Source organism: Pontibacillus yanchengensis, from assembly GCF_009856295.1.
In the GTDB taxonomy this organism is placed as follows: domain Bacteria; phylum Bacillota; class Bacilli; order Bacillales; family BH030062; genus Pontibacillus; species Pontibacillus yanchengensis_A.
Genome location: NZ_WMEU01000003.1, coordinates 95,112 through 119,977 on the forward strand (window position 1 = coordinate 95,112; position 24,866 = coordinate 119,977).

A 24,866-nucleotide genomic window follows, 5' to 3' on the forward strand; every position below is an offset into this window, starting at 1 on the left:
TAAACTTCTTTGGTAGAAACATGAAAATACTTATGCGGACTCCTGCTCATGCTCCTGCCCTTTTTCCTCAGACTGATCGACTACCGCAGCTCCAACAATGTCACCAAACACGTTAGAAGCTGTACCGGCCATTCCAATCAGGACATCCACTCCTGCAATCAGGGCGACAATTTCAAGTGGAAGGTTAAACATGGTCAATACGGCTGATAACGTGACGAGCCCAGCTGCGGGTACTCCGGCTGTTCCGATGGAAAGCAAGGTTCCAACTAAAACGATAATAAAAAAGTCTGTCACGGATAAGGATAAATTCGTGATGTTCGCTGCGAATACAATCGATGCACCCATCCGTAGTGCGCCTCCGTCAGAATTAAATACGGCACCAAGAGGAAGCGTGAAATTCGCTACTCGCTCCGAAATACCTGATTTCTTCGCCGTATCAATTGCTACAGGTAACGTTGCGATACTACTTGAGGTGAAGAATGCGGTGACATACGCATCTTTTGTAGACCGAAAGAAAGGCAACACAGGTGCCCCTGATAGTTTTAAAATAGGCGTGTACACAATAAGCCAAAGCAGGATGATGCCTCCATAAAACACACCTGTAAAACTTAGTAGGGATTGTAGCGTGCCCCATCCCTGACCTCCAAACGAAGAAGCACTTATCGCAAAAATCCCAATCGGAGCATAGAACAAGATGCCGTTTAATACTTTATAAAACATTTCATTAAGGGCATTAAAAAAACGATCTAACATCTCTCCAGACTGTTTGATCTTTTCCTCATTCGAAAACTTCATGGTAGAGATGGCAACACCAATAATAATAGCTAAAAAGAGAATCGACATTAGATCCCCATTTGCAAAGGGTGTGATGATATTTTCTGGGATAATGTTAAATAATACATCCTCAAAGGACGGCGTATCAGGCTTTTCCACATCTGCAGCTGGAAGACTCATATTCTCTCCTGGGCTGATCCAAAAGGCAAGTCCAAGTCCAATAAATACTGCTGCCGCTGTTGTAATCGCGTAGTACAAAATGAGTTTCCCACCCATACGGCCGAGCTGTGTTACATTCATCTGATTTACGGCTAACACCACGGTTAAGAAGATAACAGGAATAGCCACCAGACTAAGTAAATTTATTAAAATATCACCAAATGGCTTCAGCACCTCTGCCTGATCTCCAATGAGAACTGCCAAGAGTGTACCACATAGAAAACCAACGAACATTTTGATTACAAAGGATGTTCGTATGTATTGATTGAGTAAAGCCTTCAAGGATATGTACCTCCTTATCGTTATAGGTATGTGTATGATGAATTCCTCTCGAATTCTATCATTTTTAGATAGGGAAATATAGTTAGATAATCGAAGCGGTGCCTAATCAAAGGAAGTATAACCAGTTTTAATCCTGACTCTAGTTATTTCTTAATGGTAAATGCTGCAGGAATTTGTCATTATTTCCTTCTAAAGGACTAGATAATTTATTTGAAAATTATGTTATTCTCAAAATAGCTAAAGTTTTTAATTCTGCTATTTTTTTACTTAAAAACGAAAGCGGTTTCGGTTTTGAGAATAATACTGTAGCTTATTTTTTTACACAAAAACGAAAGCGCTTTCGTAATGCTTGGTGGCACATAGGTGATGGACCTATTCCACATACATCGAAAATCAAAAAGGAGGAGAATGTGTTGGGGAAAAGAGTATGGTTCTTGGTTTTGGTTGTTCTGTTGTGTGTAGTGAATTCGGTTTCGGTTCAAGCTGGTGAGAAGAACAAGAAAAATGATGAGGATGTTAGCCATGTGATGGACGTGTTACCAAATCAAAAGAAAAATGGCAATGCTGCCCTCTCTAATGTGGAAGTGTTGGCGATGATGAATCATCTTTTCGTTCAAAGTAAGCAAGATAATGGAGAAAGCAAGTGGGAAGATAGTGTGCTACATAACGCTATCGAGGCTGGGTACGTAAGTGAGACGCTAGGTTTTGACGTTTCACCAAATGCAGCAATCAAAACAGCGGAAACGCTATCCCTTTTTAACTACTTTATACCATATGATGAATCTATTATCGATGAACAACAAGTGAATGTGAATAAACCAATGAAACGAAATGACTTTTCGCAATTAATAGGTGAAGCTTTTGATTCCATTTTGAGTGAAGAGGGTACGTATGAAGATCAAACAATTGATGGAAATGCGTTACTTACTACAAATGATGTTACGTTAAAAAATAGTGTAATCAAAGGTGACCTCATCATCACAGGTGCCGCCGTACCAGGAAACGTTGTTCTGGACAATGTGACGGTGGAAGGCGATGTCTATGTACACAAGAACGTGGAGAATGATGTCCGATTTGTAAATTCAGATATGAAACAAGTGGTTGTTTATGCGGAATCCGATTGGTCGCTTGTATGGTCGGATGAATTTATGACAGAAGACATTGATCAATCCAAGTGGCAATATGATATCGGAAATTGGATCGTCGATGAAAACGGAGAAGGTATTTCTCCTGGTTGGGGTAATAATGAATTAGAATACTATACAGATTCTGATGAGAACTCTTATATTGAAGACGGCAAATTAGTCATTAAAGCACAGAAAGAAGAAGAGCCGATAACAGATGAATTTGGTTCGTATGATTATAGCTCAGCTAAGTTAAAGACAAAGGATTTGTTCAGCAAAAAATACGGTAAATTTGAAGCACGAATGAAATTACCGGAAGGACAAGGGTATTGGCCAGCATTCTGGATGATGCCAGAGGATAGTGTGTATGGTGATTGGCCAGCTTCTGGTGAAATCGACATTATGGAGGCTGCTGGTAACGATACGAATACTATAGGAGGGACAATTCACTACGGGGAGGAGTCTCCGAATAACACCTACCGCGGAGAAGAATACCATTTTCCTGAGGGTGAAGATTTTACTGGCTATCACACGTATTCCATTGAGTGGGAGCCAGGCGAAATTCGCTGGTATGTAGATGGGGAATTGTATCAAACCCTTAATAAATGGTTTAGTAAAAGCCCTGGACAAGCTGCCAAAAACGCTTTTCCAGCACCGTTTGACCAGGAATTCTATATTATCTTGAACCTAGCTGTTGGTGGTTGGTATGGCGGAAATCCAGATGAAACCACTGAATTCCCTGGCGAAATGAAAGTCGATTATGTACGCGTTTATGAATTGATAGGAAGAGACTATATGACACCTGAAGAGCCTACTGTCGATGAGGTTGAGTTACCTGAAAATGCAAAGCAGCCAAAAGAAGATGGGAACTATATCTATGATCAAGACTATGCAAATGGGTTCATGATTGTAGATGAAAATGGCGATCAGACAGACCCTACGTATTGGAACTTCCTTACGTTACCTGATTTTGCAGGAGAAGGTAGCATTTCACCAGAAGAAATCGATGGTGATACCTTTGCGAAAACATCGATAACAAATCCGGGGAACGCCCTCTGGTCCCTACAGCAAATTCAACATCTATCGATTGCAGAAGGTGGAACCTATAAAGTGACCTTCGATGCGAAATCCACTACAAGCCGCAACATCATGACGAAGGTTTCAGGTGGAGCGGAACGTGGGTACGCAAACTACTCTGGGGAAGAAACGATGAACTTGACGGATGAAGTTCAAACCTATGAGTACACCTTCACCATGAATCAGGAAGACGATGTGGCCGCACGCCTTGAGTTTAATATGGGCGCAAATGGAACGGCTCCCGTTTGGATTGGCAATGTCCGTGTAGAAGACATCACAGGGGAACAGGAACCGATGAATGAAAAAGAGCCACTTCCAACTGGAAACCATGTTTACAACGGAACATTTGATCAAGGCGATATGAGCCGGATGATTTTCTGGGATTTTCATGAGAAGGACGGGGCTTCAGCAGAAGCTAATGTTGATGCGGATACAAGAGAGTTACAAGTAGATATTACGGAAACGGATAACAATCCTGAGTCGATTCAACTGAAACAAACAGGCATGCAGCTGTTAGAGGGCAGTGAGTATGAGCTAACCTTTGATGCTCGCGCTGCTAGTAATCGAACGATTCAAGTGGATGTTCTAAGTAAAGATGGCTCCCTTTCTTATTCCGAAACCAAAACAATAGAGCTCTCTGAAGAAATGGAGACTCATAAAGTCACATTCACGATGCCAACCGATATAACAGATCGAGAAGGGCAGCTTGTCTTCCAGTTAGGTGGAGCGGAAGCGGACGTTTTCTTGGATAATGTAAAACTAGTTCGAACAACAGATTACATCGATTATTCCGACGTAGACTTAACTCCATTAGAAAATGGTGACTTTGCAGCAGGGTTGGAAAATTGGTCTAACTATATTCATTTTGATGCAGAAGCAGAAGTAAACGCTGATGGTGAAGTGTTTCATGCAGACATTGAGAATGCAGGAAATGAAACATGGAGTGTGCTGCTTGAGCACCCAAACATGACATTCTCAAAAAACGTAACCTACAATGTAAGCTTTGATGCACGCTCAACGGTATCAAGAGATATGGAAGTAACACTGGAGAATGCCAACTATAATCGCTATCTTAGTGAGAAAGTTACATTAGAAAAAGATATGGAGACCTACAGTTTTGAACTAACCATGCCTCAAGGTGACACGGTATCTTTGAAATTCTTAATGGGACAATTTGCAGACAAACACGATATCTATATCGATAATGTAGATGTGGAAGTAGTGAAACAAGAGGAATAGTAAACTCTTCCTATGGCCCCGGAGCTTCAATATAGCTCTGGGGCTTTTCATTTATCTTGATAAGTGTCACCTGCGTTGTCATAGACAAAAACTAGCGCCATCTAGGAACCTCCCAAAGATTTACTATTTTCTGAGTTTCTATTGCTGGTATAGGACTTTTCCAGTATAATAAACACCAAAATATGTAATTAAAGGTGGCTCGCATGGGATCTTTTTTTATCCTAGTCCTAATTATCGCCTTATCCGTCGCTCTTGCCTCTCCATCCATAAAAGGGAGGATTGGCGAGGCGAAACTCTCATTTCTATTAAATCGTCTTAATCAAGAAGAATATCATGTAGTAGATGATCTATTAATTCCTTCTAAAAATGGGACAACGCAAATCGATCATGTGGTGGTGTCCCCTTATGGGATTTTTGTGATTGAAACGAAGAATTATAAAGGATGGATTTTTGGAGATGAAAAAAGTAAGTATTGGACGCAAGTAATCTATAAGCGAAAAGAGAAATTCTATAATCCTATCCACCAAAACTTCGGCCATATTAAGGCATTGGAGTCAGCATTAGAGGGTTTATATGACGGGACTTTCTACTCTATTGTTTCCTTCAGCTCGAAAGCTACGTTTAAAAAAGTTACGGTTACATCCCCAGATGTGGATGTGATTAATTCTCTTCAAGTATTACAAACTATTAAAGGACATAATCAACGAGTACTCTCAAACGCCAAAATAAAAGGGATTTTATTCAAACTAAAACAACTGAATCAAGGAGATAAAGAAAGCAAAAAACAACATGTCAACCAAATTCAGACAGCAAGACATAAAGAACAGGCCAGTGTTTCAGAAAATAGCTGTCCGAAATGTGGCAATCAACTAGTAAAACGGACAGGGAAGTATGGTGCATTTTTAGGATGTAGTAATTATCCCAAGTGTCGGTTTGTTTCGAAAAAGGCTATATAAGATAGAGTGAGAGGATTGGACTATTAGAGTTCAATCCTCTTTTCTTTGGTGAGCTGATCTTGGTGGCCGCGGTGTGATGATGGGCACTATGTGGTGGAGCGGAGATATATCCACGAGTTAGGATCATATATCAGCGAGAATAGTCAGGATATCGGCGACTTTCCACTAAAGAGGGTTGATAAGTTTACCGTCTGGATGGTATAGTAATATTTGTATTAATGTAAGCCGTCTGGATGGTTTAGTTATAAAGGCGATGCAATAGAAGAAGTCTATCTAAACTAGTAAATGTAAGGCCAAACTATGGCAACAATTCATAGATTTTTCAATCTATGTTGGTACCCTCTGTTGCGTAGATAAGTAGAAAAATGTACAGAAGAGGTAATCCATAAAGGACACAGGAGGAGCAGGATATGAATAAGATTGAAGTCAGTAATTTAACGAAAATCTTTGGTTCTCATCCTCAGCAAGCTTTAAAACGTTTAAAGAATGGAGAACAAAAAGAGCAAATCCTAGATGAAACTGGTATGACGGTAGGTGTGAGTGAGAGTTCTTTTTCCGTCAAGCCTGGCGAGTTTTTTGTCATCATGGGTCTATCTGGAAGTGGTAAGTCCACGTTAATTCGTTTGGTGAACCGATTAATCGAGCCTACGGATGGCGAGGTTTATATTGATGGAGATGACATTACCAAGATGGATAAAGATAAGCTGATCGAAACCCGTCGTAAAAAATTGGGTATGGTGTTTCAGAAGTTTGGACTATTTCCGCACCGATCCGTATTGGCAAATGTCGGCTATGGATTAGAGATTCAAGGTGTTAATAAACAAGAACGAGAAGAGAAGGCAAGAAGATCGATTGAAGATGTGGGCTTAAAGGGTTATGAATCCAGCTCTCCAGATGAACTGAGTGGTGGGATGCAACAGCGAGTAGGATTAGCTCGAGCTCTTGCAAATGATACGGATATTCTATTAATGGATGAAGCTTTCAGTGCATTGGATCCCCTTATTCGATAAGATATGCAGGATGAGTTGCTGAAGCTACAATATAAGCTTGGCAAGACCGTTCTTTTCATTACGCATGATTTAGACGAAGCTCTGAAGCTCGGCGATCGCATAGCCATCATGAAAGACGGACGTATTGTACAAGTAGGAACATCGGAAGACATTCTAGAGAATCCCGCCAATGAGTATGTATTCAATTTTGTTAAGGATGTCGATCGTTCGAAAGTACTGGAGGCATCGAATGTGATGAGAAAACCTGAGGTATTAACAACGTTCAAAGATGGTCCTCGTATGGCGATTCGTAAAATGGAGGAAGTTGGTGCTTCTAGCATTTTTGTCGTTGATCGAGAAAATAATTTTAAAGGTTTACTTACAATTGATGATGCGATAAAAGCATACAATGAACATATTTCGATGGAAGAATTTTTAATTACAGATGACATTCATTCAGCATCTCCAGATACTCTATTAAATGACTTAATTGGAGTTGCTGCTCAAACAAAATACCCTATCACAGTCATTGAAGATGGGAAATTAGCAGGGATTATCTCTCGTGTTTCCATTCTTTCAGGACTAGTCCTTGGTAAGGAAGAAGATGAGGTGACGACACAATCATGAATTATTTCTACTTTCCGCTAGAAGAGTGGACCAATAGTTTTGTAAATAATTGGTTGCTTCCAGTAATGGGCGGATTCTTTAATGCATTAAGTGGAGGCCTTTCTTCCTTTATCAATGCATTTACCAATGTATTAACGGCAGTACCGCCGGAAGTAATTGCTCTCATACTGGTTGCATTATCCTGGAGAATCGTTGGAAAAGGCGTTGCTCTTTTTACTTTACTAGGCTGTATTTATTTAGGTTCTGTCAATCTATGGGATGCAGCGATGCAAACGATTACTGTAGTATTTGTTTCTACACTTATTTCTATTGTTATAGGGGTTCCGCTTGGAATATTAAGTGCCCTTAATGGAGTGGTGAATAAGATAACCCGACCTGTATTGGATTTTATGCAGACATTACCAAGTTTCGTTTACTTAATACCAGCCATTTTATTGTTTGGATTAGGCGGTGTACCTGCCGTAATTGCTACATTCGTGTTTGCTACACCACCTGCAGTTCGTATGACGAGCCTTGGTATTCAGCAAGTGCCTGGCGATGTGGTGGAAGCTTCCAGAGCATTTGGCTCTACCTCATCTCAGTTATTATACAAAGTTCAGCTACCTATGGCAGTGCCAACTATCATGGCAGGAATTAATCAAACGATTATGCTGGCCTTATCCATGGCCGTTATTGCATCCATGATCGGTGCTCCTGGACTTGGTTCGACGGTATTAGAAGGCATATCAAATGTAAACGTAGGTCTTGGGCTAACAGGTGGATTAGGCATCGTCGTACTTGCGATCATCCTTGACCGAATTACCCAAGGATTAGGACAAAAAGTATAAATTTTCATAAGGGAGAGAGTAATATGAGAAAAATAGTATTATCCGTAATGATGGCATCTATTTTAGTATTTATGTTTGGTTGTGGATCTGGAGAAGAGCAAGCAAGTAGTTCCAATGGAGAATCTGATAATCAATCAAATGAACAATCACCTGAAGACTCAGAGAACAAAGATCAAACCATTACATTTGGCGTGACTCCTTGGACAAGTACAGTACCTCCAACTGAAATCGCAGCTCTAATTTTAGAAGATATGGGCTACACAGTAGAACAAACAAAAGCAGACGTTGGCGGAGTGTTTATGGGATTATCTCGCGGTGACCTTGATGTATTCATGGACAGCTGGTTCCCAATGCACCAGAAATACATGGACAAATTCGGAGATAAACTAGATGATACTGCTGTAAGTTATCCAGAAGCGAAAACAGGCTGGGTTGTGCCAGCTTACATGGAAGACATCAATTCCATTGAAGACCTAAAAGGCAAAGAAGACATGTTTAATAACAAAATGTACGGAATTGAAAAAGGCGCAAGTGCAACGAAAGAATCCAATGAATTAATCAAAGCATATGGCCTTGATATTAAACAGGTGAACTCTTCAGAAGGTGGTATGATGGCACAGGCGACACGTCAAATTAAACAAGAAAAGCCTGTGCTATTCTTCGGCTGGCGTCCACACACCATGTTCAATAAGTATGACCTGAAAATCTTAAGCAATGAAAAAGGGTTCTTCGAAACATCTTCTGTCCATGTCGTTACAAACAGTAAACTACAGGAAAGAGCCCCTGAAGCTTACGAATTCCTAAGTAATTGGAGCATTTCCATCGATGATGTGGAAGAAATGATTGTGAAAATTGAGAATGAAGACATGGATCCAAAGAAAGTAGCGCAAGAATGGATTGACAACCATCAGGATAAAGTAAACAAAATGATGGGGAAATAAGGTAACGTAATGTAGAATCTGTGGTAACTGTAGTTCAGTTGGCACAGATTTCTTTTTACATTAGTCAGCTTATTTATCCAAAAGAGGAACGAAAGCACTTTACCATAAACGAGGTGACCTCTACATGAAAGGAAGAAAGCAAGTCATTGTAGAGCAAGATATTCCCTGTACATTAAGAGATGGGACTACTTTATATGCGAACATATATCGACCTGAGAAATTCGGGACGTTCCCTGTACTATTAACAAGATTGCCCTACAACAAAAACTTACCTGACTTCTCCCATCGCTATATCGATCCATTACGGTTAGCTCGAGCAGGGTATGTCGTGATTATCCAAGACGTTCGCGGGCGATTCACATCGGAGGGAGTATTCAAGCCGTTCATCCAGGAGAGAGAGGATGGATATGATGCTGTAGAGTGGGCAGCAAGCTTACCCTATTCAAATGGCGAGGTAGGTATGTTTGGGCTGTCTTATTACGGCTTCACACAGATCTATGCAGCTGCCGAACAACCACCTTCCCTAAAAGCGATGGCACCAGCGATGACGGGGAACGACTTACGAGATGGGCTCGTGTATCGTGGTGGAGCTTTTGAATTAGGGTTATTTGCAACATGGATGATTGATTCTGTTGCACCAGATATGCTTATGCGAAACGGAAAAGACGATAAGCAAGACAAGCTTCCTGACATCTATGATTATTTGGATCATATCAATGAGTGGCTAACGTACACACCACTAAGGAAGTGGCCACCTCTTCGCAATCTTCCCGAAGTTCGTGATGTATTTTTACGCTTTGCGAAACCTGCATTAACGGATGACATTTTCACTCAAACCAGCTATAAGAAAGAGTTAGCTACAATCAATATTCCAGCTTTTCATATAGCTGGTTGGTATGACTGTTTTCTCGGCACAACCATCGAGAATTACACCGAAATGAGCAAAAGCGATGCAGACCAAAAACTAATCATTGGTCCCTGGGGGCATGGGGAATTTGATTCACTGCAAGGAGAAGTGACCTTTGGTTCTTCCGGTAGTGGATCGTGGATAGACCGAAAAGGGGATATAATGGACCTTCATATCGAGTGGTTTAATAAATGGATGAACCCTGCCAAAGAAAGTGGGAAGACATTTGATAGTACTGTCTCTATTTTTATAATGGGAATCAATCAATGGCGTTATGAAAACGAATGGCCCTTAGCAAGGACGCAATTTACACCATTTTATTTTCACGGAGATGGGAGCGGTTCAACTGGTCGTTTATCTACACAACCACCAGGTGTACAAGAGGAAACGGACACCTACATCTATAACCCAAACAATCCTGTGCCAACAGTAGGAGGCGGAACTTTATTTTATCAAGGCCTCAATGCCGGGGCACATGATCAAAGGGAAGTTGAGCAACGAGGGGATGTGCTTACCTACACTACTCCTATATTAGAAAAATCCCTAGAAGTAACAGGTCCAATCAAAGTCGTCCTGTGGGCTTCGACGGATGTGAAAGACACAGACTTCACTGCAAAATTAGTCGATGTCTATCCAGACGGCACAGCAATAAATCTAACAGATGGGATAATTCGTGCGCGTTACCGAGAAGGACCTATAGAGCTACCAGATTTACAAGGGGAAAGGGTTCGATATGAGGTTGATTTATGGGCGACAAGTAATGTGTATTTACCAGGTCATGCAATAAGAGTAGAGATTTCTTCGAGTAACTTCCCTAGATATGATGTGAATCTGAATACTGGGCTATCGGGAATTGATTCTACGGATAGGGAGCAAGCGACACAGACTATTTATCATGATCAAGATTATCCCTCGCATATTGTGTTGCCGATTATTCCGGGTTAGCTGGGGGATATATCAGCGAGAATACTCAGGATATCGGCGACTTTTTCAATATATCAGCGCAAAGTAGCAACATATCCGCGACTTTCTGAATATATCCGCAAGTGGCAAAGTATATCAGCGCCCTTTCAGCCGCAGGGCTCTCAAATAAATCATGAGATCATAGAGAGCTTCGTTGAGCATAAGAACATAAGAAAAAGGTGAACTGATTTGAGAACTCGGTTCACCTTTATTAAATATTGATCAAAATGGTTTATTAATAAGAATGTAAAGCTAATATAGGGGCTTAGTAAAACCTAGGAAATTATTACTAAGGCGATATTCGAATTGGTTTGCACAATGGGATGTTCGTTGTACTTGCTTTAATAAAGCTTCTTTAGAGATTGGCACAACAAGCTTTGTATCATTTTGAAAAGTGATTTCTGTCTTTTTCTTACTAATTTTTTTGGCCGATTTATAATGGGCTAAAAAAATCCATACACAAGAATGGTTTTCAGGGGATTCTGTTGGGAACGCGTAAATTTTTTGGTATGGCATAACTCCCACTGGTGTCTTTTTTTCATAATCGAAGGATAGTAGCGTGTAGTTACGTCTGCCATCATAGTCAGAGCCACCGTCCAGGCAACCTCCTTGCAAGACATTAAAGGGCGGAGCCTTCACAAAAATGTCCCCTTTAAAATAATCTAATATCTTAGATTGATAAATATCGTTATAGTTCGGTTCAATAGCCATAGTGGCTGCTGTTATGATTCCCCGAATAATGTCCTTACTCTTTCCCGTGAATTCCTGCTTCAATGGATTTCCCCCTATATTGTGTATAGTTTTATTTATATTTAGATATAGCTACAGTTTTTATATAAAACTCCTTTCTCTCTTTATAAGAATTGCCGTGTTATAGAAAAGTACCAAAGTCCAATAGATAAATCATCCATTTAGTAACTAGTTGTTCTTCCCTATAGATATTATATAAATATACCTACAAAAAAACCACTAAATTTCCAAAAAATATTAAATTGTACTTAATTTTTACAAATTTAAGCTTTAATTTTGTCGAAAAAGTTAATTTTGCCTAAACGTGTCGTTTGGCAAGAGGGAAACGCTCGTATGGTCTATTTAAAAACATAGTAAGTGTAAGATTTAGAAGACGTTTACGAAGGTGATGACTCAACATAATTTCTCTATTCTAAAGCTACCGCGGAATAACTAGAAGGCGCGCTTTTAGTAAAGAGGAAATCGTGGAGACATCAACAGTAGATTGTGAGCAATTAATCGAGGATTTTAAGCCAATGCTTCATCATATTATTCATAGACTAGGTATAGTAGATCAAGAAGGGGATTTTTATCAGGAAGGTCTACTAGCATTATGGGAAGTGAGCCGCACCTACCAGGAAGAGAAGGGGAAACTATCTTCTTACGTTTACTTTATTGTTCGAAATCGGTTAATTAGCTTGTTACGAAACAAGAAACGGAAGCAAGAGCATACGGATGAGATCATTGCCATGAGCCACGATGAGGCAGAAGTCGAAATGGAAGTGGATATTTGGGATTCTTACTTGGTAGCAGAACTCAAAACTGTACTTACAGCTAATCAATGTAAGTGGCTGGATGGATATGTGTTACAGGATTTATCGGTTAAGGAGGTTGCGGCAAAAGAAAACGTCACAATTGATGCGGTGAAGAATTGGGGACGGAAGGCAAGAGAGAAGTTAAAGCAGCATGAAGGACTATTGGATTATGTAGAGTTAAAAGCATAGGTAGGAAGAAGTCAAGTGAAAAGGATGTGGTTTATTTACCACATCCTTTTTATGGGGAAAAAGAAGGAACAATACTGTAACTATAGAATGTAAGATTAAGAGTACATTCAAGATTAAATATATACAGATTTACTATTGTTACATTGTATTCCATTTTCAAACGTAAATATACAGCTAGGAGACAACGGGGAACTAGTATTTCATTAAGCTATTCCTAATCACATCTAGAAGGGAAGAACGAGGTATGTCCAAACAAGAGCTAACTAGGTTATTTATAGAAATCGAGAGTTTAAGAAAACAATTATATGACTATGACCTACGAAACAATCTAGTGGACCCTTCTATTGTAGAGAAAAGCGCAGAACTAGATGAGAAGATTACGGAGTATATGAAATTGGTGGATATAGAACAAATGGTGAACAAAAAGTATGGGTGATTTGGAGGATATGTTGTTGAGAATTGGAAGTTTGCTGGGTGATAGTAACGGGTCCAGTTTTAAGAGGATAATGCTACTAACGTTAAAAAGCTGAATTAATTAGCATGCATATCGTACCCTATTTAACAATAGAAATATCAAACAAAAACGCTCAGGATTTTTGAGATGCTCCCCCCTAAGGTAGACGGTATAAAAATAAAACTGTTTATCTTAGGGGGTTTTTTGTATGTCGAGAAGTTCTTTTTCTACTGTGGAGAAACTTACTATTATTAACCTTATTCGTAACGAACATTATTCCATCAATGAGGTTGCTTCTATGTATAACTTGAATTGGTCTACGATTCGATCCTGGATACATAAGTTTGAAACTCTTGGTGAAGCTGGACTTGAAGAAGCAAAATCAAATACATCCTACTCAAAAGAGTTTAAGCTGAATAGTAGGTGTATAGATAAGGGGCTAATGGAATCCTTCAGGGGAACACTTAAATGTGAGCCCTTTGCGGAGTGGTGCAAGAAGTGTGATATATCTCCTGCATAGAAAATTCCCAGTAAATATATTACAAATTTCGACACAATCATATAGGGAAAGATGGTACAGTAGTCATACTTATACAATTTACCTGAAAAGGATGTTGAATGACACGATGGAAGAGCAGTATGAATGGAAGGAAATTATGAAGGACATTATTAATCAATCGGAGTCATCACACTCCATTACCATTAAAGAGGTCTTAAACGAATTAATTGATCGATTACAGCCGAATCAAAGTAAATAAAGAATCCTACAAAGAGCAGGATTCTTTTTATTAGGTGCTTTTATTTCATTTTGTCCATGACCTTACTCCGAAGGGCGCTTTCACGAGCTGATTTTTGCTCTTGATAGTATTGCTTCACTTCCGATGCGGCATTTCGGCTATGGATGTTGTCGGAGCAAGGCCGTGGTTCTGGTGACTTCGATTCATACGGTGACATTAACCGTGCTGAAATGGCAAAAGTACTAGATGAATTCCTAAGCTTTGTTGAAATCATTAATGATAGTAACGAGAACAACTAAGACTTTTTGAAATCCCATAACCCTTTTCCTTCCTGGGCTCCAAGCTATGTCATGATAGCTTGGAGCTTTTTTTGTTTTCAGATAGTTTTCTCAATCATGTCGGTCGCTCATAGAATCAAATTTTGCTCTTACATTGCATTCGTGTACGGAAATCAACCATTTTTCTATTCTCTACCTATTTATTATGCAAAGGAATATGATATAGTCTTTTAAAAGTGGGAACATTGTGACAATTAAAGTAGATGTACACAGCTCTACAAGTAGAGAGGGATGTCTTCATGTTTAAATTAATGAATATCCAATCAGAAGTGCAGAAGATAGCAGAAGCAATCGCTTCTGTTTTAAAAATAGAGGTAGAAATCGCGAATGAACGATTTTATAGAGTAGCAGGCACAGGTAGGACAAAGTCAGGTATTCTACGGAAAATGGAAGGAGACTTTGTTTATAAGAGTGCCATTCGAACAGGTGGCCCAATCATTATTGAGGAACCTGGTTTCCAAGAGGTATGTAAACGATGTGCATTTTATCAACATTGTCCTGAGACAGGTGAAATTTGTACTCCTATTAAACTAGATGATCAAGTTATTGGTGTGATAGGTCTGCTAGCATTTGATGAAGCGCAAAGAAGTCGCCTTTTTGAGAATGTAGAAGAAATCTTATTCTTTCTTAATAAAATGGCTGATTTAATAGCGAGTAAGGTAAGCGAACATCAAATGATAAATGACCTACTAGGGAACGAAGAAAAACTGACGAAAATGATCAATATGGCAGATGAAGGGATTATGATTCTAGATCAAAACGACAGTATAAAAGAATTGAATGATAAAGTGAAAGACTTGTTACACGTGAAGAATCCTCATGAAATTCCGAATAACACAATCGAACGAATACAACAATTCATAGAACATAGTGAAAATGGAGAGAAAGAGAAAATCACCTTGTCTGTAGATGATCAGGAAAAGCATTTCTTTATATCTTCCCAACATTTTGAGGTTTCCCAATCCCTTTATACCAACATGGTGATTCTAAAAGACGTGAATGACATTAAAAGGTTGGCAGATATTTCAGATGGTGAAGACCGGACGGTGTTTAGTCAAATTGTTGGGAATAGCACACAAATGAAAGAGCTGAAAGATTACGTTTATAAAGTTTCTCGTTTCAATTCCAATGTACTCATACAGGGGGAAAGTGGAACTGGTAAAGAAGAATTTGCGCAGGCTATTCATAGAGCAAGTAACAGAGCAAGTAAGCCCTTTGTGACGGTGAATTGTGGAGCCATCCCCGAAAATTTATTAGAGAGTGAACTGTTTGGCTATGATGCTGGTGCTTTTACTGGTGCTAGTAAGAATGGCAAGAAAGGAAAATTTGAACTTGCTGAGAAAGGGACGATATTTTTAGACGAAATTAGTGAAATGCCGCTGCATTTACAAGTGAAGTTACTAAGGGCTATTCAAGAGAGAGAAATAGAACGTTTAGGTGGTAACCGTTCGATCTCGATTGATGTAAGGATTATTACAGCTACCAATAGTAATATTCAACAACTGGTGGAAGAAGGAACGTTTAGAGAAGATTTATTTTACCGCTTGAACGTTGTGCCAATCGTACTTCCACCACTTCGAAGCAGGAAAGAAGATATAGTGAGTTTAACCAGTTATTTTATCTCTCTCTTTAATGAACAATTTGGTTCTTCTGTGCTAGGAGTAGGACAAGATGTAGAAGATGTCATGGTTTCTTACTCATGGCCAGGGAACATTAGGGAATTAAAGAACTTCGTTGAATATCTCTTTAATTTCATATCAGAAGGTTATATTACGCTAGACAATGCTGAAGAGTATATTGAAAAGAAGTTGTCTGTAAACAACATACAAAATGAGGGGCAGCACGCCATTACCGTTCAATCCTTTTCATTAGATGACATGGAAGAGAAAATGATTTCGGAAGCCTTGATTCATGTAAGACAGAATGGTGGGAAAATAGAAGACGCCTGTTCTTTATTAGGGATTGGAAGAGCTACGTTGTTTCGTAAAATCAATAAATACAATATCGAAGTATCAAAATGATACTAGGTGTTCATTTTGATACTTTGTCACACGAAGGAAGAAACAACTCCATAAAACAGAATTTTCAGAATTATAGAGTCTCATATTGATACTCCATTTGATGCCAACTCTCCCATGATAGTTGGCATCTCCATATTACTAAAGTTGGCATGAAATTTGCATATAAAAAAGTGAGCCCAAAAGATAGAGGAGGATCTATATGAGCAAGAAAGTGATGGAATCTAGTAAAGCCCCACAAGCTATTGGACCATATTGCCAAGGAGTCATGCATAATGGACTAGCATTTCTGTCTGGAATGTTACCTATCGATGCTGAATCTAAAGAGGTGGTAGAAGGAATAGAGAAACAGACAGAACAAATTCTCGAAAACCTGAAACATGTATTAGAGGATTATGGATCATCTCTTGATCAAGTGCTGAAAACGACTATTTACCTGAAGAGTATGGGGGATTTTCAAACAGTAAATGGAATCTATGGGGAATATTTTGCGAACGCAGTTCCAGCTAGAAGTTGTATCGAAGTATCACGTCTACCAAAAGATGTATTGATTGAAATAGAACTTATTGCAGCATTAGACGAGAACTAGAGAGGAGGTAGCCAACATGAACGTAAAATTACAGTCATTAAAAAGTATTTCATGTAGCATGAATCCTATGAAACAGCCTTTTAGCATGAGCGGTGTACCAGAAGAGTTTTCCTTAGAAAGCATTCGTAAGGTGCAACAATTTCAAAGCAGCCATGAGAGATACCAAAAGACTCCACTAGCTAAGCTGGATAGTTTGGCTGAGCACTTAGGGGTACAAGAAATCTTCGTGAAAGATGAATCCTATCGATTTGGCTTAAATGCCTTTAAAGTACTTGGAGGTATTTATGCTGTTGGAAAGTATCTAGCAGAATTGTTGGATAGAGATATAGAGTCATTAACGTTCGAAGAGTTAAAATCCCCTGAAACGAAGAAAGTGACAGGGGAGATTACCTTTATCTCTGCAACAGACGGAAATCACGGTAGAGGTATTGCGTGGGCAGCTAAAGAATTGGGCCATCATTCTATCATTTATATGCCAAAGGGATCTTCAGAAAGAAGACTACAAGCTATAAAAGGCGAAGGGGCGTATGCGGAGATTACGGATTTCAATTATGATGCTGCAGTACGCTACTCTTCTAGTCTAGCAGATCAAAATGGATGGGTCTTAATTCAAGATACTGCATGGGAAGGATATGAAAAAATTCCACAATGGATTATGCAAGGGTATGCAACGTTGGCCAAGGAGTCTATTGAGCAAATCGAATTGCATACCGAAGAGCCTCCAACCCATGTGTTTTTACAATGTGGCGTAGGTTCTTATGCAGCTGGGATAACCGGCTATTTATTGCAATACTACCAAGAACATCATCCGAAAGTAATAGCCGTAGAACCCCATTCAGCAAACTGTTATTATCGGTCCTTCCAGGAAGCGGATAATAGTAGACACATTGTAGATGGGGATATGGACACCATAATGGATGGGTTAGCGTGCGGCGAACCGAATCCACTATCTTGGAAGATTCTAAAACGCTTTGCAGAGGCTTCTTTTTCTTGTGATGATAAAATATCGGCTCTTGGAATGAGAATATTAGGTAACCCTTTACAGGAAGATCCAAAGGTCATATCAGGAGAATCAGGGGCTGTTACAACCGGTTTACTGTACTGTTTATTATCAGAGGATGGATTACAAGGAATGAAAGAGAAACTTCAATTAGATGAACATTCTAGAGTATTGCTTATCAGTACGGAAGGCGACACAGATAAAGAGAGTTATAGAAAAATCGTTTGGGAAGGCGAACACCCATTAGTATGAGGGAAGAAATCGAGATCTTTTTTAGATGAAGTGAGGTGATGGTGGTGACGATACAAACAGATGTAATAGACTTAACGCAGCAAGCAGTACGAATACAAAGTCTATCCGGAGAAGAAGGAACAGTAGCCTCTCTACTATATGATGAGATGAAAAAATTAGATTATGATGAAGTATGGATTGATGCATATGGCAGTCTTATCGGTAAAATAGCTGGAGAAGGTAGAGGACAATCCGTATTGTTTGATGGCCATATCGATACCGTGCCCGTAAATAGTCCAGAAAAATGGACATATGATCCATTTGGAGCTGAAATTGTAGATGGAAAGATGTATGGGCGAGGAACGAGTGATATGAAAGGTGCCGTTTGTGCTGCGATTGTAGCAGGTGGCGAAATAGGGAAAGAGGTAAAGCGTACAGGAGTGAGGCCAGAAGGAGATATTTATATATCCGCATCGGTCTGTGAAGAAACGTTTGAAGGTGCTGCTCTAGAAGAGATAGTAAGCAAGGTCCATCCAGATAATGTAGTCATTATGGAACCTTCTGATCTAAACATTAGTAAAGGGCAACTTGGCAGAGCAGAAATAAAGATTAACGCGCATGGTCGTTCCGCACATTCTTCCACACCGGATGCAGCGGTAAATGCTATCCATGAAATGAATAGTATGATCTCCGGAATTATGAATCTTGAATCCCCTACACATCCAGATTTGGGGACGGGGATTTCGGTGGTAACAGATATCATTTCTTCTCCATATCCAGGTGCCTCCGTCATTCCAGATCAGTGCCAAATAACGGTGGATCGTCGATTGTTGGAAGAGGAGTCAGAGCAGTCCGTTCTGAGACAATACGATGCGTTAGTCCCGTTAAACAAACAATTCACGATGCATGTAACAGAAGCAGAACTCTCATGTTATACAGGGAAAAAACGAATACTGAAACGATTTTTCCCGGGATGGTTAATGGAAGAGGATTCGCCAATCGTTCAAGCGTCACTTTCCTCTTTACAAGCTATAGAGCAGGATCCAGAGATTGTAACCTATCAATTTTGCACGAATGGTAGTTATAGTGCTGGTATTGCTGGTATCCCAACTATTGGGTACGGGCCTTCTAGTGCTAGCCTAGTCCATATCGTTGATGAATATATTGAAACGGAACAATTAACGAAAGCTGCGGAAGGGATTCATGCTTTAGCGATGGACCTTACAGGTAGTTTATCAAAATAAATGGAGAACCAAGGGATGGATGGGGATGTTACAAAACAATGTACCTTTTCATGAATTCCATGAAAGAAGGTCACAATGTGTATCGCAAGCTAGTGATAGAGGGCTGAATGGGTTAATGGTTTGGTCTCGTGGTGGTGGAACGTTTGATCGTTATGCAGATGTAGATTACCTTGCCAATCATTATCAGCAACGATGTTACCTACCAGATTATATGCCTCTTTGGAGTGGACGATCCCACTGTGTTCTTTTTATACCAGTTGAAGGAGAACCTATCTTGGTTGTATCTTCACCTGAGTATAGTATAGATCTTATTGCCGTCAGTGATGTACGATATAGCAACGACTTTATAGGGGAATGCCGGCGTGCGATATATGACTTGAACATGGATGAGGGAAAAGTAGGGTTAGTTGGAGCAGATGTACTGCCATTCGCGTATAGCCAGAAGTTATTTGCTGAAACCCCAGAACTAGAGGTAGCAACCGCAGATGATATTGTACAACATACGAGAATGATAAAAAGTCCAAGAGAAGAGGCATGTATCAACGAAGCTTGTCGGATTGGTACAAGCGCTGTGAATCAAATCATGAGAAACGTATCGGAAGGAAAAACAGAAAGTCAGATTATTGCTCCAGCAATCGAAACTGTAGTAGAAGAAGGGGCCGTTGTATATTTTGTAATTACAAGTTCTGGTTCATATATTAATTATGCACAAAGTGTAGACTTCCCTGGATACGATCATCAGCGGAAGGTAGAAAATGGGGAGTTATTTCGAGTCGACTTAATCATTTCTTATCAAGGGTATATGTGTGACTTTGGTAGAAGTTGTGTCGTAGGACATACCCCATCTATTCCACAGCAAGAAATGCTAGATATGGTTACCGATGCGTGTGAGCATGTGATTCAGTCTATACAACCTGGACTCCGTGTTAAGGATCTATGTAGGATAGGTGACAATTATTTAGAAGAAAGAGGCGTTTCCTTTGCGGTAGATCAAACCAATGCGGATGTCATCTATGCAGGTTATCCTCCTCATTGGGGTCATGGGTTAGGGATGTCATGGGAAAGACCATGGTTAGTGAAGGAAGAAGAAATGACGCTCGAACCGAATATGTTCTTGGCGATAGAGAAGTCGCTATATAAACCAGGGGTAGGTACAGTAAGCTATGAGCAAAATATCAAAGTGACCGAAAATGGAGCTTGTATTTTAACAACATCACCAAAAAAGTGGGACAAAACAGCAATATCTTAAAAAGGTAATCCGATATTTTTTTATAGAAAAATGACTGAAATTTTAAAATGTTCTGACCTATATTAATCAGGAGGGAATAACTTGGATTTTATAAATTGGCTCAATGGGGTTGTCTGGAGTCCGGTTTTGGTTTTCATTTTATTAAGTGTTGGGCTGTATTATGCTTTTGCCACTCGCTTTGCTCAATTTCGTCATGTTAAAGAGATGGTCCGACTAATGTTTGAAGGAAAAAGCTCTTCAGCAGGTATTTCTTCCTTCCAAGCATTAATGCTTTCACTTGGAGATAAAATCGGAGTAGGGAATATAGCTGGTGTGGCCACAGCTATTGCGTATGGAGGTCCGGGAGCTGTCTTTTGGATGTGGATTATGGGGTTCTTGGGAGCTGGGATTGCGTTTATTGAATCGACACTTGCTCAAGTATATAAAACCAAACAAGAAGGTCAATTTCGGGGAGGTACTCCATATTTCATTGAAAAAGGTCTGAACATTAAGTGGCTTGCAGTGGTGTTTGCGTTCATTACGATGATTACAGGAGCATTCTTATTACCGAACATACAGGTGAACACTATATCATCTTCTATGGAAACGGCATTTAACATTAATCCGATGCTAACAGGAATTGTGTTAGTAGCTATATTAGGGGTTATTATACTTGGTGGTGTAAAGAGAATTGTTCGTACAGCTGAGTTTATTGTTCCGTTTATGGCTGCTGGATATATCATACTCGCGGTAACCATTTGTATTATAAATATTACCGAAGTACCGAGAGTGTTTAATCTAATCGTATCTAGTGCATTTGGAGCAGATGCTACGTTTGGTGCAATCCTAGGGTCTGCCATTGCGTGGGGAGTAAAAAGAGGCGCTTTCTCCAATGGAGCAGGCTTCGGTAGCGAAACGTATGCACCTGCAGCGGCAGAAGTTTCCCACCCTGCTAAACAAGGATTAGTGCAGTCTCTTTCAACTTATATTGATACCATTGTCGTTTGTTCGATGACTGCTTTTTCTATCATCGTTACAGGAATGTATAATGTAAACCCTAATGGGCAGGGGGCTATCGTAGATAACATAGGGGATGTAGAGCCTGGTCCAACGTACACGCAATTAGCTTTTGATACATCACTACCTGGTTTTGGATCGGCATTTCTAGCTATAGCGATTTTGTTCTTCGCGTTCACGAGTATGATGTTCTACTCCTACATGGCTGAAACCGGACTTGCCTATATTAAGAATCGACTCCAATATAAACAAGCGTGGCCGGATTATGTGTTGAAGATAGGTTTCCTAGTATCTGTTTTTGTTGGTAGTGTGAAATCTGCTGCCTTTGCATGGGCATTGGGGGATTTAGGATATGGTTCGATGGCGTGGATTAATATATTTGTCATTCTATTTCTCTCTAAGCCGGCATTGAAAGTACTGAAAGATTATGAGCGACAGAAGAAACTGGGGATTGACCCTGTTTTCAATCCATCTGATGTTGGCATCACATCTGCAGATTTTTGGGAAACAGAATATACGAATCAGGAAGAATCTAACGAATCAGAGCAAAATCAACAATCGATGTATATGTAAGAGTCATTCCCCAGCTATGAATGCATAGTTGGGGAATTTTTTTATACAGAAAGACACCTCCTTCCATAGTCAAGACGATTATACCTATGAAAGGAGGTGATCACGATGGCAGTCTCCAACCTAATAAGCTCTCAGCTACAACTTGTTTTCGAAGATGGATTAGATGATAGCGGCAGACCAGTACTACGAAACAAAAACTTCAACAATGTGAAAACAGATGCAACGCCAGATCAACTTCACGCTGTTGCTACTGCAATATCTGGCCTTCAGCAACGCCCATTGCACGGTATAGAACGTAATGATGCAAGTGAGTTATTTGAGTCGTAATTGGCTCTAACTAAATAGAAAGGAGGAAATACCATGGCCAAGAAACTTGAACTGAAATTTCTTAATGAAGAGAACAGAACGGTTACGATTTCGGTGGACCAACCAATCGAACCAGTTGATGCAGTTGCTGTGAACGCAGCAATGGATGAAATCATCACGCAAGGTTGTTTCTTTTCTAGCGGTGGAAATCTGATTTCGAAGAAAGAAGCTAGAATTGTAGAGCGTAATGTGTTTGATGTTCAACTTTAATCATATATAAACCAAATGCCTGAGTCGTATCGATGGATACTTCCCGGGCATTTTTTGAATTATAATTTTACACTATATAGCTTTTATTATTTTGATGGTGATAGACACCTCCTTCCATAGTCAAGACGATTATACCTATGAAAGGAGGTGATCACGATGGCAGTCTCCAACCTAATAAGCTCTCAACTTCAACTTGTTTTCGAAGATGGATTAGATGATAGCGGCAGACCAGTACTACGAAACAAAAACTTCAACAACGTGAAAACAGATGCAACGCCAGATCAACTTCACGCTGTTGCTACTGCAATATCTGGCCTTCAGCAACGCCCATTGCACGGTGTAGAACGTAATGATGCAAGTGAGTTATTTGAGTCGTAATTGGCTCTAACTAAAATAGAAAGGAGGGAATACCATGGCCAAGAAACTTGAACTGAAATTTCTTAATGAAGAGAACAGAACGGTTACGATTTCGGTGGACCAACCAATCGAACCAGTTGATGCAGTTGCTGTGAACGCAGCAATGGATGAAATCATCACGCAAGGTTGTTTCTTTTCTAGCGGTGGAAATCTGATTTCCAAGAAAGAAGCTAGAATTGTAGAGCGTAATGTGTTTGATGTTCAATTATAAATAAAAAACAGCATGCTCCTTTAATTAGGGCATGCTGTTTTTAGAATTGATCAAACGTTTGATTAATTTCGCTATGATTGTGGTTTTAACAGTAAATCATTTAGTTCAGAGGATCTCTCCACTGTAGAGGTTGTTACATGCAGTTCATAACCTGTGTCAAATTCATAAATAAGAACATATTCCGTGCCAGTCATCATGTTTTCGCCTTCACTATCAGGTTTTCCTAACAAATTCTCTATGTCAGTTGCTGTTAATCCTTTATCTTTGATGTTATACATAACCGCCTGGATGGCCTGATCTTTATTGCTATCCACGTATGCATAGGAATACCCTTCAGGATAAAACATATGCTTGGCGCCTGTATAATACTCTTCTTCATAATCTGTACCTTCTGCTTCTATCACTTCTTGTTTCGTTGCACCAATCCCAAGTTTCATATCCTTAAGGGAGCCATTTTTAGCTTGTTTTACAAACTCCTCATCGAAATAAGCGGCTTGTTCCTTATCCCCGTTCATATAATGAAGCTGAGTATCGATGTACATACTTTCTCGCCATGATTGGATTGTTTTCGGTATGTTATTTGTATAATCCTTATCAGTGGTATAGTATAAGATGCCACTTTTTCCATCGCTACTAGTGCCAAGAATAGCGGCATAGATTTCCCCGTTATCCCCATTCATTACGATGCCTTCCATTGAGCCACCTAGTCCTCGAACCATTCCACTATAAGCTTTTCCACCAAAGTCATCTATCACTTCTTCATCATAGATTAGTTGGAACGTTTCTTTGAAAAGATCGTATTGTTCACCAACAAGAGCTTTGAAGGTTTTGTTTTCTTCAGATGTGAAAAGCTCCATATCTACAAAGGGTTCTGTTTCTTTAGATGTATCTCCTTTTGTGTACTCACCGGAAAAGTAAACACCAGAGCCTCCGTACACATAGCAGGAGGAAGTTGTTTCAACAGAAATGGCATTATCTTTTGGAGAAAATGTGACCGTACAACCATCCCCATCATCGAATGTGGCTTTCCCATTTTTAATCATTGCCGTGTCTTCTATGAGACCTGCATTACCACCAGCTGCTGCTGCAATTTTAAAGTCGAAGGAAGCATCTTTTACATTGGTTATCTTTAAGGAAGCACCATTATGTTGTACGTCTCGTGTCCATTCTCCAGCTGAGAAAGGATTGACCTCTTTTGTTGTAAATGGCATGGAAATTGATTGCTCGATCGTTTTTCCTGATGTAGCCATTATGCTCTCTTGAATATGTAAAGTATAGCTATGACTACTCTCATAGTTTTGAGCTGGTGTAACAGTGATGGTTTCTTCTTCAATCGAAACGTCTGTGCCTATTTTGGTATTCGTTTCATCTGTTACATAAATAGCTTCTTTATTACTCTGAGTATCTTCGATAGAAGTATTGAATGTAATTACCCATTCTTTATCAAGGGCCACCTCCGTAATGGTATCCCATTTAAGAGATGCATGGGCTGTTCCTGGTTGGATGAATTGAGTTACGGCTACGAGAAATAGTGCTAGAATAGTAGCTTTGATTACGTTGCGAATAAGTCATACC

At 39.7% G+C, this 24,866-nt stretch carries 23 protein-coding genes and 1 pseudogene; 21 read left to right on the top strand and 3 right to left on the bottom strand.

The window, feature by feature from the left end; all coding sequences use genetic code 11:
- Nucleotides 1-30: 30 nt before the first annotated feature.
- Nucleotides 31-1,275 (bottom strand): dicarboxylate/amino acid:cation symporter, encoded by a 1,245-nt coding sequence (locus tag GLW08_RS10510; protein ID WP_237458401.1) that lies wholly within the window; start codon nt 1,273-1,275, stop codon nt 31-33.
- A 413-nt stretch (nt 1,276-1,688) separates the two neighbouring features.
- Between GLW08_RS10510 and GLW08_RS10515 the strand changes: the two genes are divergently transcribed.
- The 6 genes and pseudogenes from GLW08_RS10515 to GLW08_RS10540 all read left to right on the top strand — a co-directional run bounded on the left by GLW08_RS10515 (nt 1,689) and on the right by GLW08_RS10540 (nt 10,907).
- A complete protein-coding gene (locus GLW08_RS10515) occupies nt 1,689-4,715 on the top strand; it encodes a carbohydrate binding domain-containing protein (RefSeq protein ID WP_237458402.1) in 3,027 nt (1,008 codons plus the stop codon).
- Between the two features lie 203 nt (nt 4,716-4,918).
- Nucleotides 4,919-5,671 (top strand): NERD domain-containing protein, encoded by a 753-nt coding sequence (locus tag GLW08_RS21885; RefSeq protein ID WP_160848614.1) that lies wholly within the window; start codon nt 4,919-4,921, stop codon nt 5,669-5,671.
- 410 nt (nt 5,672-6,081) lie between these two features.
- A pseudogene (locus GLW08_RS10525) lies at nt 6,082-7,287 on the top strand (quaternary amine ABC transporter ATP-binding protein).
- Complete coding sequence (locus GLW08_RS10530; RefSeq protein ID WP_160848615.1) at nt 7,284-8,114, top strand: ABC transporter permease; 831 nt, start codon at nt 7,284-7,286, stop codon at nt 8,112-8,114. The pseudogene GLW08_RS10525 and the gene GLW08_RS10530 overlap by 4 nt, the downstream one beginning before the upstream one ends.
- Nucleotides 8,115-8,137: 23 nt before the next feature.
- Complete coding sequence (locus GLW08_RS10535; RefSeq protein ID WP_160848616.1) at nt 8,138-9,055, top strand: glycine betaine ABC transporter substrate-binding protein; 918 nt, start codon at nt 8,138-8,140, stop codon at nt 9,053-9,055.
- Nucleotides 9,056-9,179: 124 nt separating this feature from the next.
- Complete coding sequence (locus GLW08_RS10540; protein ID WP_160848617.1) at nt 9,180-10,907, top strand: CocE/NonD family hydrolase; 1,728 nt, start codon at nt 9,180-9,182, stop codon at nt 10,905-10,907.
- A 270-nt stretch (nt 10,908-11,177) separates the two neighbouring features.
- Here the strand turns inward: GLW08_RS10540 and GLW08_RS10545 are convergent, their stop codons facing one another.
- Nucleotides 11,178-11,699, bottom strand: a complete 522-nt coding sequence (locus GLW08_RS10545) for a competence protein ComK (RefSeq protein WP_160848618.1) — start codon at nt 11,697-11,699, stop codon at nt 11,178-11,180.
- Nucleotides 11,700-12,139: 440 nt separating this feature from the next.
- Here GLW08_RS10545 and GLW08_RS10550 point away from each other — a divergent pair, with 440 nt between their 5' ends.
- The 15 genes from GLW08_RS10550 to GLW08_RS10610 all read left to right on the top strand — a co-directional run bounded on the left by GLW08_RS10550 (nt 12,140) and on the right by GLW08_RS10610 (nt 23,291).
- Entirely contained in the window at nt 12,140-12,658 is a 519-nt protein-coding gene (locus GLW08_RS10550; protein ID WP_160848619.1) for a sigma-70 family RNA polymerase sigma factor, read from the top strand.
- A gap of 244 nt (nt 12,659-12,902) precedes the next feature.
- On the top strand, nt 12,903-13,094 hold the full coding sequence (locus tag GLW08_RS10555; protein ID WP_160848620.1) for an aspartyl-phosphate phosphatase Spo0E family protein: 192 nt from the start codon (nt 12,903-12,905) through the stop codon (nt 13,092-13,094).
- A gap of 226 nt (nt 13,095-13,320) precedes the next feature.
- Nucleotides 13,321-13,632 carry a helix-turn-helix domain-containing protein gene (locus GLW08_RS10560; protein WP_160848621.1) on the top strand — a complete coding sequence of 104 codons (312 nt, stop codon included), beginning with the start codon at nt 13,321-13,323 and terminating at the stop codon, nt 13,630-13,632.
- Nucleotides 13,633-13,738: 106 nt separating this feature from the next.
- Nucleotides 13,739-13,870 carry a hypothetical protein gene (locus GLW08_RS22115; RefSeq protein ID WP_272917074.1) on the top strand — a complete coding sequence of 44 codons (132 nt, stop codon included), beginning with the start codon at nt 13,739-13,741 and terminating at the stop codon, nt 13,868-13,870.
- A 143-nt stretch (nt 13,871-14,013) separates the two neighbouring features.
- Nucleotides 14,014-14,148, top strand: a complete 135-nt coding sequence (locus GLW08_RS22120) for a hypothetical protein (protein ID WP_272917075.1) — start codon at nt 14,014-14,016, stop codon at nt 14,146-14,148.
- Between the two features lie 278 nt (nt 14,149-14,426).
- Nucleotides 14,427-16,208, top strand: coding sequence for a sigma-54-dependent Fis family transcriptional regulator (locus tag GLW08_RS10565; protein ID WP_160848622.1), 1,782 nt, complete (start codon nt 14,427-14,429; stop codon nt 16,206-16,208).
- A gap of 199 nt (nt 16,209-16,407) precedes the next feature.
- Nucleotides 16,408-16,794, top strand: coding sequence for a Rid family detoxifying hydrolase (locus GLW08_RS10570; RefSeq protein WP_160848623.1), 387 nt, complete (start codon nt 16,408-16,410; stop codon nt 16,792-16,794).
- A 16-nt stretch (nt 16,795-16,810) separates the two neighbouring features.
- Nucleotides 16,811-18,046, top strand: a complete 1,236-nt coding sequence (dpaL, locus tag GLW08_RS10575; RefSeq protein WP_202406315.1) for a diaminopropionate ammonia-lyase — start codon at nt 16,811-16,813, stop codon at nt 18,044-18,046.
- Nucleotides 18,047-18,090: 44 nt separating this feature from the next.
- Nucleotides 18,091-19,269 carry a YgeY family selenium metabolism-linked hydrolase gene (locus tag GLW08_RS10580; protein WP_160848624.1) on the top strand — a complete coding sequence of 393 codons (1,179 nt, stop codon included), beginning with the start codon at nt 18,091-18,093 and terminating at the stop codon, nt 19,267-19,269.
- 25 nt (nt 19,270-19,294) lie between these two features.
- Nucleotides 19,295-20,518: a M24 family metallopeptidase gene (locus GLW08_RS10585; RefSeq protein WP_160848625.1), complete on the top strand. Its 1,224-nt coding sequence runs from the start codon at nt 19,295-19,297 to the stop codon at nt 20,516-20,518.
- A gap of 81 nt (nt 20,519-20,599) precedes the next feature.
- Entirely contained in the window at nt 20,600-22,087 is a 1,488-nt protein-coding gene (locus GLW08_RS10590) for an alanine/glycine:cation symporter family protein (protein WP_160848626.1), read from the top strand.
- A gap of 105 nt (nt 22,088-22,192) precedes the next feature.
- Nucleotides 22,193-22,414 (top strand): DUF1659 domain-containing protein, encoded by a 222-nt coding sequence (locus tag GLW08_RS10595; protein WP_160848627.1) that lies wholly within the window; start codon nt 22,193-22,195, stop codon nt 22,412-22,414.
- Nucleotides 22,415-22,447: 33 nt separating this feature from the next.
- Nucleotides 22,448-22,663, top strand: coding sequence for a DUF2922 domain-containing protein (locus GLW08_RS10600; protein WP_160848628.1), 216 nt, complete (start codon nt 22,448-22,450; stop codon nt 22,661-22,663).
- Nucleotides 22,664-22,819: 156 nt separating this feature from the next.
- Entirely contained in the window at nt 22,820-23,041 is a 222-nt protein-coding gene (locus GLW08_RS10605; RefSeq protein ID WP_160848629.1) for a DUF1659 domain-containing protein, read from the top strand.
- 34 nt (nt 23,042-23,075) lie between these two features.
- On the top strand, nt 23,076-23,291 hold the full coding sequence (locus tag GLW08_RS10610; protein WP_160848628.1) for a DUF2922 domain-containing protein: 216 nt from the start codon (nt 23,076-23,078) through the stop codon (nt 23,289-23,291).
- Between the two features lie 71 nt (nt 23,292-23,362).
- Here GLW08_RS10610 and GLW08_RS22250 read toward each other — a convergent pair whose 3' ends face one another.
- Nucleotides 23,363-24,745 carry an Ig-like domain-containing protein gene (locus GLW08_RS22250; RefSeq protein WP_160848630.1) on the bottom strand — a complete coding sequence of 461 codons (1,383 nt, stop codon included), beginning with the start codon at nt 24,743-24,745 and terminating at the stop codon, nt 23,363-23,365.
- Nucleotides 24,746-24,866 lie beyond the last annotated feature (121 nt).